Source organism: Massilia sp. CFBP9026 (assembly GCF_034045165.1).
Taxonomy (GTDB): domain Bacteria; phylum Pseudomonadota; class Gammaproteobacteria; order Burkholderiales; family Burkholderiaceae_D; genus Telluria; species Telluria arenae.
The window spans coordinates 62,320-76,937 of record NZ_JAXCWH010000004.1; the positions used below are offsets into that span (position 1 = coordinate 62,320).

General features: G+C 64.4%; 10 protein-coding genes. 4 read left to right on the forward strand and 6 right to left on the reverse strand.

The features are described 5' to 3' along the window. Positions 1-38: 38 nt before the first annotated feature. Positions 39-806 (forward strand): type I methionyl aminopeptidase, encoded by a 768-nt coding sequence (map, locus tag SOM28_RS11390; protein ID WP_123069496.1) that lies wholly within the window; start codon positions 39-41, stop codon positions 804-806. 358 nt (positions 807-1,164) lie between these two features. Here the strand turns inward: map and SOM28_RS11395 are convergent, their stop codons facing one another. From SOM28_RS11395 to tkt, 3 genes are all read right to left on the reverse strand, one after another. Next, positions 1,165-1,563: a glutaredoxin family protein gene (locus tag SOM28_RS11395; protein WP_320468169.1), complete on the reverse strand. Its 399-nt coding sequence runs from the start codon at positions 1,561-1,563 to the stop codon at positions 1,165-1,167. 173 nt (positions 1,564-1,736) lie between these two features. Beyond that, positions 1,737-2,750, reverse strand: coding sequence for a type I glyceraldehyde-3-phosphate dehydrogenase (gene gap, locus SOM28_RS11400; protein ID WP_320468170.1), 1,014 nt, complete (start codon positions 2,748-2,750; stop codon positions 1,737-1,739). Positions 2,751-2,840: 90 nt separating this feature from the next. After that, positions 2,841-4,838: a transketolase gene (tkt, locus tag SOM28_RS11405; RefSeq protein WP_320468171.1), complete on the reverse strand. Its 1,998-nt coding sequence runs from the start codon at positions 4,836-4,838 to the stop codon at positions 2,841-2,843. Positions 4,839-4,971: 133 nt separating this feature from the next. On the opposite strand from tkt, the gene SOM28_RS11410 reads away from it, so the two are divergent. After that, positions 4,972-5,697: a 16S rRNA (uracil(1498)-N(3))-methyltransferase gene (locus SOM28_RS11410; protein ID WP_320468172.1), complete on the forward strand. Its 726-nt coding sequence runs from the start codon at positions 4,972-4,974 to the stop codon at positions 5,695-5,697. 149 nt (positions 5,698-5,846) lie between these two features. Here the strand turns inward: SOM28_RS11410 and SOM28_RS11415 are convergent, their stop codons facing one another. Continuing rightward, on the reverse strand, positions 5,847-8,747 hold the full coding sequence (locus SOM28_RS11415; protein ID WP_320468173.1) for a TonB-dependent receptor: 2,901 nt from the start codon (positions 8,745-8,747) through the stop codon (positions 5,847-5,849). An 812-nt stretch (positions 8,748-9,559) separates the two neighbouring features. Between SOM28_RS11415 and SOM28_RS11420 the strand changes: the two genes are divergently transcribed. Further along, positions 9,560-11,179: an NAD(P)/FAD-dependent oxidoreductase gene (locus SOM28_RS11420; protein WP_320468174.1), complete on the forward strand. Its 1,620-nt coding sequence runs from the start codon at positions 9,560-9,562 to the stop codon at positions 11,177-11,179. After that, positions 11,176-12,042, forward strand: a complete 867-nt coding sequence (locus tag SOM28_RS11425; RefSeq protein WP_320468175.1) for an EamA family transporter — start codon at positions 11,176-11,178, stop codon at positions 12,040-12,042. Before SOM28_RS11420 ends, SOM28_RS11425 begins: the two co-directional genes overlap by 4 nt. On the opposite strand, the gene corA is transcribed toward SOM28_RS11425, so the two are convergent. Beyond that, positions 12,043-13,011 (reverse strand): magnesium/cobalt transporter CorA, encoded by a 969-nt coding sequence (gene corA, locus SOM28_RS11430; RefSeq protein WP_123069502.1) that lies wholly within the window; start codon positions 13,009-13,011, stop codon positions 12,043-12,045. 78 nt (positions 13,012-13,089) lie between these two features. Next, on the reverse strand, positions 13,090-14,592 hold the full coding sequence (gene ntrC / locus SOM28_RS11435) for a nitrogen regulation protein NR(I) (protein ID WP_123069503.1): 1,503 nt from the start codon (positions 14,590-14,592) through the stop codon (positions 13,090-13,092). Positions 14,593-14,618: the final 26 nt, after the last annotated feature.

The following is a 14,618-nucleotide window of genomic DNA, read 5'->3' on the forward strand; positions in this document are numbered from 1 at the left end:
GGTTTGCCCGCACCACGCGCCGCCCCATCCCTCACTGTATGACCATCAAACTCAAGAACGATAAAGACATCGCCAAGATGCGCATTGCCGGCCGCCTGGCCGCCGAAGTCCTGGAAATGATCAAGGAATACGTCGTGCCCGGCGTCTCCACGGAAGAACTCGATCGCCGCTGCCACGACTACATCCGCAAGGTGCAGAAGGCCACGCCGGCCAACGTCGGCTACCACGGCTTTCCCAAGACCCTGTGCACCTCGATCAACGGCGTGGTCTGCCACGGCATCCCGAGCGAGAAGGACGTGCTGCAGGACGGCGACATCGTCAACATCGACGTCACCGTGATCAAGGACGGCTGGCACGGCGACACCAGCCGCATGTACTTCGCCGGCACGCCAAGTCCTGAAGCGAAGAAGCTGGTCGACACGACCTATGAAGCGATGATGGCCGGGATCCGCGCCGTGCGTCCGGGCGCGCGCCTGGGCGACGTCGGCCACGCGATCCAGAAGCTGGCCGAAGGCGCCGGCTACTCGGTGGTGCGCGACTACTGCGGCCACGGCATTGGCCGCGTCTACCACGAAGAGCCGCAGGTGCTGCACTACGGCCGCCCGAACACCGGCCTGCTGCTCAAGGAAGGCATGACCTTCACGGTCGAGCCGATGATCAATATTGGCGAAGAAGACGTGATCCAGCTCGATGACGGCTGGACCGTGATGACGCGCGACGGTTCGCTGTCGGCGCAGTGGGAACACATGATCGTGGTGACGAAGAACGGCTTCGAGATCCTGACGCCGTGGCCGGACGCGAAATAATCACCTGAAAACGCCGGGTCGGTACATGCCGCGCCGATCACGGTGCGGCATGCTGCTCGATTCAGCCTAGATGCCGCAACGAGCGTAGCAATCCGTACGGTCCATGTTGCACTGGGCTTCATCGTAGCCATTGGCTACGCATGCCTGATATCCCCTAAGGCATTGCCATGCGCACTGACCCATGTCTTGCTGGAAGGCCGATACCGAGGCTGCGCTACCGACCCCGATTGCGAACAACAGCACTGCAAGCTTCTTGCTCATACATTTCTCCTAGATGATGAAGGCGGCGACATAGCTCGGGAGCCGCGCCGCAGGTCGCGCCGATCCCGACACGGGAAATCGGCAAATAGGCCAGCGGTCAGGGCCGCGCGATGCGGCCTGCCGCGGCAAGAGCGGCGTCCAGGTGGTCCTGGTTGAATCCGGTAAGCATCCGTTCGCCGACCAGAATCACCGGGACCGCCTTCCCGCCTAACTGCGCGAGCTCGCGGTGGCTTTGATCCGAATCCGAAATATTACGATCGATGAATGCGATATTGTGTTCCCGTAGGTAGGCCCGCGCCTGAATGCAATAAGGGCATGAGTTCGTTCCATAGAGAACCACATTGCTTTGTTCATCGGGATAGTAGGCGCTGTAGTCGCCCGTGGCATAAGCGGGCTTCACCAGGTTGACGACGTAGGGGACGCTGGATCCTATACCGAGACCTGCAGCAAGGATGAGCACATACGACAGGATGGTCTTGACGCGTTTTGCAGGCATGGATCGTTCCGGTCAAAGGGACGAATCCACGATACATATATGCACATGGCGTTGTCAATGGATTATGATTGTTGCATGGATTTATCCATGATTTAATGCTTTCGGGGTATTGTACAGACGCAAAAAAACCCCGGATGCGCGCGCACATCCGGGGTGACTGTATGCGGGAAGGATTACTTCGCGTTCATCAGCGCGACGGTGGTGTCGAGCATACGGTTCGAGAAGCCCCACTCGTTGTCGTACCACGAGGTCACTTTCACCAGGCGGCCCGAGACCTTGGTCAGCGTGGCGTCGAAGTTCGACGATGCCGGGTTGTGGTTGAAGTCGACCGAGACCAGCGGATCGGTGTTGTAGGTCAGGATATCCTTCAGCGGGCCTTCGGCTGCGGCCTTCTTCATGATCTCGTTGATCTCTTCGACCGTGGTGTCGCGCTTGGCGATGAACGACAGGTCGACGATCGACACATTGATGGTCGGCACGCGGATCGCGAAGCCGTCCAGCTTGCCGTTCAGTTCCGGCAGCACCAGGCCGACCGCGGCGGCGGCGCCGGTCTTGGTCGGGATCATCGACTGGGTGGCCGAACGGGCGCGGCGCAGGTCTTCGTGCATCACGTCGGTCAGCACCTGGTCGTTGGTGTAGGCGTGCACGGTGGTCATCAGGCCGGTTTCCAGGCCGATGGCGTCATGCAGCGGCTTGACCAGCGGGGCCAGGCAGTTGGTGGTGCAGGAGGCGTTCGAAATCACGGTGTCGGTCGATTTCAGCACGTCCTGGTTCACGCCGAATACGACGGTCGCGTCGACGTCCTTGCCACCCGGTGCCGAGATGATGACCTTCTTGGCGCCGCCCTTCAGGTGGGCCGAGGCTTTCTCTTTGGTGGTGAAGAAGCCGGTGCATTCCAGGACGACGTCCACTTTCAACTCGCCCCATGGGATCTCGGCCGGGTTACGCTGCGCGAACACGCGGATCTTGTCGCCATTGACGATCATGTTATCGCCCTCGACCGTGACGGTGCCCGGGAACTTGCCGTGGGCGGTGTCATAGCGGGTCAGGTGGGCGTTCGATTCGGCGTTGCCGAGGTCGTTGATCGCCACGATCTGGATGTCTTGTTTCTTGCCGCCTTCATAGAAGGCGCGCAGGACGTTGCGGCCGATACGGCCATAACCATTGATTGCAACTTTGATCGTCATGCTGTGCTCCTGATTAGAAAAAAACTTTTTTCGTAACGAACATAGTAAAACGGGCCGCCCCTTCAGGAGCAGCCCGCATGCAGCGAATGCTTATGCTGCGATAACTTCTTTCGCTTTCGCGACGACGTTCTCGACGGTGAAGCCGAAGTGCTTGAACAGCACCGGCGCCGGCGCCGATTCGCCGAAGGTGTCGATGCCGACCACGGCGCCTTCCAGGCCCACGTACTTGTACCAGAAGGCGGTCACGCCGGCTTCGATGGCAACGCGCGGCACGCCTTTGGTCAGCACGCTTGCCTTGTAGGCGGCGTCCTGGCGGTCGAACACGTCGGTCGACGGCATCGAGACCACGCGTGCGGCGATGCCTTCGGCGGCCAGTGCATCAAAGGCTTTCACTGCCAGTTCGACTTCGGAACCGGTGGCGATCAGGATGACTTTCGCGTCGGCGCTGTCGCGCAGCACATAACCGCCCTTGGCGATGTCGCTCACCTGCGCCGCTTCACGCGCCATGAACGGCAGGTTCTGGCGCGAGAAGATCAGGGTCGATGGACCATCCTTGCGCTGCACCGCCGCGCCCCATGCCACCGCCGACTCGACGGTGTCGCATGGACGCCAGTTGTCCAGGCCAGGAATCAGGCGCAGCGACGAGACGTGCTCGATCGACTGGTGGGTTGGACCGTCTTCGCCCAGGCCGATCGAATCGTGGGTGAACACCGAGATCGAACGGATCTTCATCAGCGAAGCCATGCGCAGGGCATTGCGGCTGTAGTCCGAGAAGGTCAGGAAGGTCGCGCCGAACGGGATGAAGCCACCGTGCAGGGCCACGCCGTTCTGGATCGCCGACATGCCGAATTCGCGCACGCCGTAGTTGATGTGGTTGCCGGCGATGCCCGAACGCACAGGCACCGATTCCTTCCAGTTGGTCAGGTTCGAGCCGGTCAGGTCGGCCGAGCCGCCCAGGAATTCAGGCAGCACCGGGGCCAGGGCCTGGATCGCATTCTGCGAGGCCTTGCGGGTGGCGATGGTCTCGGCCTTGTCGATGCAGGCGGCGATCGCCGCGTCCAGGGTCTTGCTGAAATCGGCCGGCAGGTCGCCCTTCATGCGGCGCTCGAATTCGGCGGCCAGCTCGGGGTGGGCGCCGCGGTAGGCCGCGAACAGCGTATTCCACTCGCCTTCGGCTTGCGCGCCGCGGTCTTTTGCGTCCCATGCTTCGTACAGCTCGGCCGGGATGTCGAACGGGATCGGATCCCAGATCAGGTGCTTGCGCACGGCGGCGATCTCGGCGTCGCCCAGCGGCGCGCCGTGGACCTTGTCGCCGCCTTCCAGGTTCGGGGCGCCCTTGCCGATGATGGTCTTGCAGCAGATCAGGGTCGGACGATCCGATTGCTTGGCCTGCTCGATGGCCGCGTCGATGTCTTTCACGCTGTGGCCGTCGACCTTCGGAATCACGTTCCAGCCATACGCTTCAAAACGCTTCTGGGTGTCGTCCGTGAACCAGCCTTCCACGCGGCCGTCGATCGAGATGCCGTTGTCGTCGTACAGCCAGATCAGCTTGTTAAGGCGCAGGGTGCCGGCCAGCGACGCCACTTCGTGCGAGATGCCTTCCATCAGGCAGCCGTCGCCCAGGAAGGCGTAGGTGTAGTGATCCACCACGTCATAGCCTGGACGGTTGAACTCGCTACCCAGCAGCCATTCGGCCAGCGCCATGCCGACCGAGTTGGCGATGCCCTGGCCCAGCGGACCGGTGGTGGTCTCCACGCCCGGGGTGATGCCGACTTCCGGGTGGCCCGGGGTCTTCGAGTGCATCTGGCGGAAGTCGCGCAGGTCGTCCATCGTCAGGTCGTAGCCGGCCAGGTGCAGCAGCGCATAGTGCAGCATCGAGCCGTGGCCGTTCGACAGCAGGAAGCGGTCGCGGTTCGACCAGCCCGGATTGGCCGGATTGTGGCGGTAGTGCTTGTCCCACAGTGCGACGGCAATCTCGGCCATGCCCATCGGCATGCCCGGGTGGCCCGAGTTGGCTTTCTGGACGGCGTCCATCGCCAGCGCGCGGATCGCGTTGGCCATCAGGGTGGTGGTTTGCGTAGATTTCATGGAGATCGTGGATCAGGGATAGGAAAGCGATGGCCCGCGAGGCCGTAGCCCGTTATTCTACCAGACCGGGGTGCGGCCGATTTAAAATGCAGGTTTATTCCTTTAACGCAAGCCCGCGCTGCGAACCCACAGAATGCCCCGTTTTTACTGTCCCCAGCCGCTCGCCATCGGCGCGAGCGTCGACCTGCCGGAAGCCGTCGCCCACCATCTGCACGTGGTGCGCCTGCAGCCGGGCGCGCCGCTCACCCTGTTCAATGGCGAAGGCGGCCAGTACCGCGCCACCCTGCTGGAAACCGGCAAGCGCCGCGCGACCGCGACGGTCGACGCCTTCGAGGATGTCGAGGCCGAGGCGCCCTACTCCGTCACCCTGGCCCAGGGCTTGCCGGAAGGCTCGAAGATGGACTGGATCGTGGAAAAGGCGGTCGAGCTGGGCGCGGCCGCGATCCAGCCGCTGGCGGCCCAGCGCAGCGTGGTGCGCCTGACCGGCGAGCGCGCCGAGAAACGGCAGGCCCACTGGCAGGGCGTGATCGTGGCCGCCTCCGAGCAGTGCGGCCGCAACCGGCTGGCGCAGCTGCATCCGCTGGCCGACGTACAGCCGTGGCTGGCGGCGCCGGCCGGGGGCGTGCGCATCCTGCTCAGCCCGCGCGCGACCGAATCGCTGGCCGGCTGGGCGCGCGCCACTGCGCCGCAGCCGGTAACTTTCCTGATCGGCCCCGAAGGCGGCCTCACGCCGCAAGAAGAAGCCGCGGCCGTTGCCGCCGGCGCCCTGTTCCTGTCGATGGGTCCGCGCGTGCTGCGTACCGAGACCGCCGGCCTGGCGGCGCTGGCGGTGCTGGCCGGGGCCTGGGGCGGGATCTGAGCGGTCCGCCAAATACATTCTATTGTTAACGTAAAAAAACGTCGTTCCCGCGAAGGCGGGAACCCAAGTACTGCTTGCGTGTCGAAACGCTTGCAACCTTAGGTTCCCGCCTACGCGGGAACGACGTGCTGAGGCAGCTGGCCTAAGACTTAGAACGTATAGTTCGCGCCCAGGCTGAAGAAGCGGCCCACCGCGCCAGGCTGGTGCAGCGAGGCGTTGTACGAGGTCTGGTTGCCCGCGTTGCCGTAGGTGGCGACGTCATACGGGGCTTCCTTGTCGAACAGGTTCAGGATCGCGCCACGGATGGTCAGGTTCTCGGTGACCTTGTAGCTCACGTTCAGGTTGGTCGAGGTGAACGACGACACGTCGCAGTACCATGCCGGCTGGACCAGGCCCTGGAAGTAAGGACGGCCGCCGACGTTGGTACCGGTCGAGGCGCAATCGGTCTCGCCCAGGGCCGGGTCGAAGGTCGAGAAGCCGCTCGTGTAGTTCACGGTGGCGGTCACGTCCAGCGGGCCGCGGGCATAGCCGAGGGTGAACTGGGCACGGTCTTTCGGGTTGCCGGTGGCGCCGCCGACCGACGATGGACCCTGGGTGCCTGCCAGCTGGTAGCTGGCGCCCGCCACTTCGGTCTCATAGCCGAACACGTGAGCCGCGCTCAGGTTGGCCGTGATGGTGCCCATATCGCCCAGGCGCCAGCGATAGCGCACATCCGCTTCGATGCCGTGGGTCTCGGTGCTGCCGGCATTGATATACGGCGACAGGCCGTACAGGATCGGACCGGCGGCAGGCACGCCCACCGCGGTGGTGTTGCCGGAGCCGGTCGCGATGTCGATCGGCGCCGCCGGGCCGCGCACCCAGGTCGGGGTGAAGCTCGGATCGTTGCCGGCCTGGGTCACGATCAGGTTCTTGATCTGGATCTTGTAGTAGTCCAGGGTCATGTTCAGGCCGCGCATCGGCTCGAGGATGATGCCGAAGGTGTACGACTTCGACTTCTCGGGCTGCAGGTCAGGATTGGTGGTCTGGACGTACGGCGGGCTGAACGAGCAGGCCGACGGCACGTTGCCGGCCGTGGTCTGGCTGCCGTTGGCGCACAGGATCGGGTCGCTGATCGCGTTGAAGGTGAAGAAGGAGCCCGCATTGCCGACCTCGGCCGGGGCCGGGGCGCGGAAGCCGCGCGCGAAGGTGCCGCGCAGGCCGATCTGCTGGCTCGGCGTCCACTTGAAGTTGGCCGACGGCGTGAACGAACGGCCGTAGGTGTCGTAGTGGTCATAACGGCCGGCCAGGCCGACTTCGACGTTCTTGATCGGGGTCGCCTGCAGCTCGGCGAAGGCCGCCTTGTTGGTTTCCTCGCCGATCGCGAAGGCCGAGGTGTTGGCCACGGCGCCGTTGAGCGTCAGGCTCGACGGTGGCGCATCCTGCTCGCGCTTGTGCCAGTGCAGGCCGGCCGCGAAGTTGAGCGGACCGGCGCCAAAGCTCGACAGCAGCTCGCGCGAACCGATCAGGTCGGCGTAATTCAGGGTCGACTCGATCTTGTTGCTGAAGCGCGGCGACACCTGGCTCATGACGGCCGGCGAGTTGTTGCCCAGCACATTGAAGGTGCCGTTACGCAGTGCGGCGTAGAGCGCGTTGCGGTTGACGTAGCCGCTATAGTCGAGGTCGTTCTTGACCTTGGTGGCGCCGACCGAGGCGGTCACGTCCCAACCATAGGCGCTGCCGATCAGGTCGGCCGAGAAGCGGGTCGCGGTCGACTCGTTCTTGGTGGTCAGGGCGGCGCCGACATCCGGGATGTAACCGTACAGGCGGGCGTTCTGGCCGAACGGGTTGGTGACGTTGGCGCCGACCTGGGCGCCCGGTGCGAAGGTCGTGTCCGGCACAGCGCCGACGCGCGGGGTCAGCACGCCGTTGACCAGGGTGGTGGTGCCGTTGAAGGCGGTCGGATTGAAGGCCAGCGGCGAGGTGCCTGCGCCGTTGCGGTTATTGGTGCTTTCGCGGCGGAACAGCGAACCCTTGAATTGCACTTCCCAGTCTTCGCTCAGCTTCTTGGTCATGCCGACCAGGACGTTGACGTTCTCGGTCGGCGGCTGGATGAACGATTCGGTATCGCGCACCGAGCAACCACCGGCGCGATACTTGGTGAAGTTACAGTTCGGATCCAGGAACTGATAGTTGGCCGGGTTGTTGACGTTCGTCACGCCCGCCGGGTTGTTCGGATTGGCCGGGTTGTACAGGAAGGGGCTGCTCGACGCGGTCAGGAAGTTGTTGATGTTGGTCGGCACGCCCAGGGTCAGGTCGTTGCCGCCGCGTGCGCGCCAGTCGCGGTTGGCGTAGCCGAAGTTTTCGCGGTCGGCCACGTAGATCGGATCCTGCTTGCGGTACTCGGCGGTGATGAAGGCGTTGTAGCCGTCGGCGCCCAGGTCGCCGATGCCGGTGCTGATCGAGGCGCGCTTGGTCTTGCCGCCGCCGTGCTGGGTGTCGCCCACTTCGGCCGACAGGCGGGTGCCGTTCAGGTTTTTCTTGAGCTTGATGTTGATCACGCCCGCGATCGCGTCGGAGCCGTACAGCGAGGAAGCGCCGCTTTTCAGCACTTCGATGCTCTCGATGGCATCGAACGGGATCGCCGACACGTCGACGAAGGAGCGCTGGGCGTCGTCCGACAGCGGATACGGGGCCATGCGGTGGCCGTCGATCAGCACCAGGGTGGCGCCGACGGTCAGGCCGCGCAGCGAGATGCCCGATGCGCCGTTGGCGAAGGCGCCGGCAAAGCCGGTGCCCAGGGTGCCGGCGCCGTTGGCGGCCAGGTCGGTCAGCAGTTCGGCGACCGAGGTCTTGCCGCTCTTCTGGATATCGGCCGCGGTCAGCACCTGGATCGGGGTCGGCGTTTCGGTATTGGTGCGGCTGATCAGCGAGCCGGTCACCACCACACGCTGCGGGCTTGCCTCGGCGTTGCCCTGCTGGGACTGAGCCATGGCCGGCGCTGCGCCGATCAGGGCGCCACTGGCGATCGCGCAGGCGATCGCAAAGGGCATCGACTTGAGTTTCAACATCATGTGTACTTCTCCTTGTGCTTTTCTTGTGAGTGGGTGCCTGCCGCAACATTGGTACCGACAATGTGCGGCGTCCTCTCCGCCGGCAGCCGGCATGGCTCCTCGACGAAACCACGCCCCAGCGCGCGCGGCCAGGAAGAGGATGGACTTTCGTGCGTCTGAATACGATGTCTGCATATTTCCGCATTCACGGCGATGCGTTATATGCATTCCAGATATTAAGGACGAACAGCCTCAATTAGCGTTTGTTATTAAATCAAACGTTATTTAAGTGAACATATAAAAACATAGGGCACGGAAAAGTGTCAATGAGACACAGGGTGTGCAGAGTGTTAAATACAACAGATTTCCGGAGTGAAATTTTAATAAGCACAGTCGGTTCGTGATACGACGCCAGGACAGATATGCACGATGAAATCGGCAACGCCGTCGCAAAATCGCGCTAAATCATTGTATTGACGATAGTTTCATACGCAATGCATACATGAGCCAATGCATTCCGCACACACTTTTCCCCAATTGCGCTCCAAACATTATTTACACCGTATGCATTCAAACCAAGTTGTAGAGAATTTGTAGAATGCTTTGGTGTGGTTGCGTAAAACATACAGAATGTCGCCTCCGATCACTATCACTCAACAAAACTGAACATCCAGGCGCCCTTCCCGGATATCGCAGCAGGACACTGAGGCCGCAAGCCGGGATGCGCTCCGGCCAGCAGAGGCACTAAAGCCATCCCGTCCGAAGCCTGCCGCCGAGGTAAAATAGCGGTTTGCCCGCCTCCATTTTGTTGCCTCACCAGCAACCACCCTCCCATGCTGCGTATTAACGAACTCAAACTCCCCCTGAACCACCCCGAACCAGCCCTGCGCGAGGCCATCCTGGCCCGTCTCGGCGTGCCGGACGCCGACCTGGTCGACTTCAGCGTCTACAAGCGCAGCTACGATGCGCGCAAGAAGGCGGCCATCGTGCTGATCTATTCGATCGACGCCGAAGTGCGCGGCGAAGCGGCGGTGCTGGCGCGCCTCAAGAGCGACCAGCACGTGATGCCCTCGCCCGATGTCGACTACAAGTTCGTGCAGGTCAACAAGCCGGCGCCGGGCACCCCGCGTCCGGTGGTGGTCGGCACCGGCCCCTGCGGCCTGTTCGTGGCGCTGATCCTGGCGCAAATGGGCCTGAACCCGATCATCCTCGAGCGCGGCAAGATCGTGCGCGAGCGCACCGTCGACACCTTCGGCTTCTGGCGCAAGCGCAAGCTCAATACCGAGTCCAACGTGCAGTTCGGCGAAGGCGGCGCCGGCACCTTCTCGGACGGCAAGCTGTACAGCCAGATCAAGGACAGCAACCACCACGGCCGCAAGGTGCTGACCGAGTTCGTGCGCTTCGGCGCTCCTGAAGAGATCATGTACGTCAGCAAGCCGCACATCGGCACCTTCCGCCTGGTCAAGATGGTCGAGCAGATGCGGGCCGAGATCATCCGGCTCGGCGGCGAGATCCGTTTCGGGACGCGCGTCGACGACGTGCTGATCGAGGAGACCGGCGGCGTGCGCCAGGTGGTCGGCGTGCGCCTGGCCAATGGCGAAGAGATCGCCACCCGCCACCTGGCGATGGCGATCGGCCACAGCGCGCGCGACACCTTCCAGATGCTGTACGACCGCGGCGTGTACATCGAAGCCAAGCCGTTCTCGATCGGCTTCCGGGTCGAGCACCCGCAGTCGCTGATCGACGTCTGCCGCTTCGGCCCCAACGCCGGCAACAAGATCCTCGGCGCGGCCGACTACAAGATCGTGCACCACGCATCCAATGGGCGCTCGGTCTACAGCTTCTGCATGTGCCCGGGCGGCACCGTGGTCGCCGCATCGAGCGAGGAAGGCCGCGTCGTCACCAACGGCATGAGCCAGTATTCGCGCGCCGAGCGCAACGCCAACAGCGCGATCGTGGTCGGCATCACGCCCGACGACTATCCCGGCCACCCGCTGGCCGGGATCGACTTCCAGCGCGAGCTCGAATCGCGCGCCTTCGTGCTGGGCGGCGGCACCTATGACGCGCCGGGCCAGCTGATGGGCGACTTCGTCAAGGGCCGGCCGTCGACCGAATTCGGTTCGGTCACCCCGTCGTTCCGTCCGGCGGTCCACCTGACCGACCTGGCGACCTCGCTGCCGGACTACGCGATCGTGGCGATGCGCGAAGCCTTCGTCGCCTTCGACAAGCAGATCAAGGGCTATTACAAGGAAGACGCGGTGCTCACCGGCGTCGAGACCCGCACCTCGTCGCCGATCCGCATCAGGCGCAATAACGACGACCTGCAAAGCCTGAACACGCGCGGCCTGTTCCCGGCCGGCGAAGGCGCCGGCTACGCGGGCGGCATCATGTCGGCCGCGGTGGACGGCATCCGCGTGGCCGAAGCGGTGGCCATAGCGATGGCGGCCAAGTGACAGGCCGGGCCGACGTCACGCCCCACGGCGTCGCTGCGCCCGCGCTGGCGATCCTGGGTTCGCTGGTGTCGGTCAATGCCGGCGCCGCCTGGGCCAAGGGCCTGTTCCCGGCGGTCGGCAGCGCCGGCGTGGTGGCGCTGCGGGTCGGGCTGTCGGCCCTGATCCTGCTGGTGCTGGTGCGGCCCTGGCGTTTCACGCTGCGCCGCGCCGACATCCCGAACATCGTCATCTATGGCGTGATGCTGGGGGCGATGAACCTGTTCATCTACCGCTCCTTCGAACGCATCCCGCTGGGGATCGCGGTCGCGATCGAAGTCACCGGGCCGCTGGCGGTGGTGATCCTGTCCTCGCGCCACGCGCGCGACTTCGTGTGGGTGATCCTCGCCGGCGCGGGATTGTGGCTGCTGCTGCCGACGGCGGCCAGCAGCGCCGCGCTGGACCCGGTCGGCATCGCCTATGCGCTGGCGGCGGCGTTCTGCTGGGCGATGTACATCGTGTTCGGCAAGCGGGTATCAATGCTCAATGGCGGCCAGGCCGTGTCCTGGGGGCTGCTGGCGGCCTGCGTGTTCGTGGTGCCGTTCGGCGTGACGCACGCCGGCGGGGATTTGCTGGCGCCCGCGGTGCTGGGCGGCGGCCTGGCGGTGGCGCTGCTGTCGTCGGCCCTGCCCTATACGCTCGAGATGACGGCGCTCAAGCGCCTGCCGCAGCGCGTGTTCGGCATCCTGGTCAGCGCCGGTCCCGCGGTGGCGGCGCTGGCGGGCTTCTTGCTGCTGGGCGAACGGCTCACGACCGTGCAGTGGCTGGCGATCGGCCTGGTGACGCTGGCCTGCGCCGGCGCGGCGGCAACCGCCGATCGACGGTGATTACAACCAGCCGGCCTTCTTGAACCGCCGGTACAGGTAGGCGCACACGCCCACCATGGTCAAGAGCGCCAGCGGATAGCCCCACTTCCACTTCAGCTCCGGCATGAACTCGAAGTTCATGCCCCACACCCCGGCGAAGGCCGTGAACACGGCGAAGATCGCGGCGTACGAGGCCAGCTTTTTACTGACTTCGTTCTCCTCGATCGCCACCATCGACAGCGTCACCTGGATCGCGGTGTTGATCGTGTCACGCACCGCGTCCAGGCGGCCGGCGATGCGGTACAGGTGGTCGTGCACGTCGCGGAAGTAATCCTGGGTCTCGACCACCACGCCCGGCACCCGGCCGCCGTACAGGCGGCCGACGGCGTCCATCAGCGGCACCACGGCGTGGCGCAGGGTCTGCGCCTTGCGCTTGAGCTCATACAGGCGCTCGACATTGGCGCGCTGCTTGCCCTGCATGCCGAAGATATGGTCCTCGATCGACTCGAGCTCGGATTCGAGCATGTCGACCACCGGGAAGTAGCGGTCGACCACGGCGTCGACCAGCGCATACAGCACGAAGCCGGCGCCCTTCTTGAGTTGATGTGGCTCGCGCTCGGCGCGCGCGCGCACGCCCAGGAAACCCTGGTTGGCGTCGCGCCGCACCGACAGCACGTAGTTCTCGCCGGCGAACACGGCCAGCTGGCCGACGTTCAATTCGTCCCCGGCCAGCTCCACGATCTGGACCACGACGAACAGCGAGTCGCCATATTCCTCGAGCTTGGGCCGCTGGTGGCCGCGCAGCGCGTCTTCGACCGCCAGTTCGTGCAGGCCGAATTCTTCCTGCATCAGGGTGATGTCGGTGGGCGCAGGGTCGCGCAGGGCGACCCAGACGAAGGTGTCGTCCTGTTTCAGGTATTCGCTGATATCCTCGACCGGGATATCACACAGTTTCTTGCCTTCCTGGTAGGCGACGCAGTTGATCAGCATGAAGTGAAAAGGTAGAGCGGGCGATGCAGGAGCTTACACCACCGGCCGTCCTTTTCACCATCAGTCTTTACGACGGCGTTATTCCTCGCGCGCGCCGTCGATCCCCAGTTCCACGATCTTGCGCGTGATGGTGTTGCGCCCGATCCCGAGCCGCATCGCGGCGTCGTTCTTGCGCCCGTGCGTATGCTTGAGGGCCGTCCTGATCAGGGCCGATTCGAACTGGCGCCCCAGGATGTCCATCACGTCCATCTGCCCCGCACTGAGCATGCCGGCCGCCTGCAGCTCGAGCAGGTCGATCCAGCCGTCCGGCGTTTGCGGCGCCTGCGCCGCAACCTGCATGACGATGCCGCCGGCGCCGGCCACCGGCAGTGCGCCCGCCCCCACCATGCCGTCGGACAGCGGCACCGGATTGGCGCCGGCCCCGGCCTGGCCCTGGGTCAGGTCGCGCGGCAAGTCCTTGATCTCGACCGTCTGGCCGGGCGCCATCACGGTGATCCAGTTGCACAGGTTTTCCAGCTGGCGCACATTGCCAGGCAGTTCGAGACCGGACAGGAAACGCATCGCCTGCTCGCTCATGCGCTTCGGTTCGACGCCCAATTGGTGTGCGCTCTGCACCAGGAAGTGGCGCGTGAGGATCGGAATGTCGTCGCTGCGCTCGCGCAAGGACGGCAGCCGCAGGCGGATCACGTTCAGGCGGTGATATAAATCTTCGCGGAACAGGCCGTCGCGCACGCGTTGCTCGAGGTTCTGGTGGGTGGCGGCGATCACGCGCACATTGGCTTTCACCGGCTGGTGGCCGCCGACGCGATAGAAGTGGCCGTCGGACAGCACGCGCAGGAGCCGCGTCTGCAGATCGAACGGCATGTCCCCGATTTCATCCAGGAACAGCGTGCCGTCCTCGGCCTGCTCGAAGCGGCCGCGCCGCATGGCCTGGGCGCCGGTGAAGGCGCCGCGCTCGTGGCCGAACAGTTCCGATTCCAGCAAGTCCTTCGGGATCGCAGCGGTGTTCAGGGCGATGAACGGTTGTTGCGCGCGCGGGCTGTGCTTGTGCAGCGCGCGCGCCACGAGCTCCTTGCCGGTGCCCGACTCGCCCGTGATCAACACCGTCACATTCGATTGCGACAGGCGGCCGATGGCCCGAAACACCTCCTGCATCGCCGGCGCATGGCCCAGGATCTCGGGCGTCTCGGCCGGCAGCGCCTCGACGCTGGCTTCGCGCAGGCTCTCCTCCAGCGCACGCCGGATCAGCGCCACCGCCTTGTCGATGTCGAACGGCTTGGCCAGGTAGTCGAAGGCGCCGCCCTGGAACGAGGACACCGCCGAATCGAGGTCCGAGAAGGCAGTGATGATGATGACCGGCAGGCCGGGATGGCGGGCCTTGACGGCCTGCAGCAGGTCGATGCCGGATTCGCCCGGCATGCGGATGTCCGATACCAGCACCTGCGGGGTATCGGTTTCAAAGGCGGTCAGGGCCTCGCGCGCGTTGGCGAAGCTGCGGGTCTCCAGGCTTTCGCGCGCCAGGGCTTTTTCGAGTACCCAGCGAATCGATGCGTCGTCGTCGACAATCCAGATTGGTTTCATGTATTCGTGCTTCCCGCAACATGGAT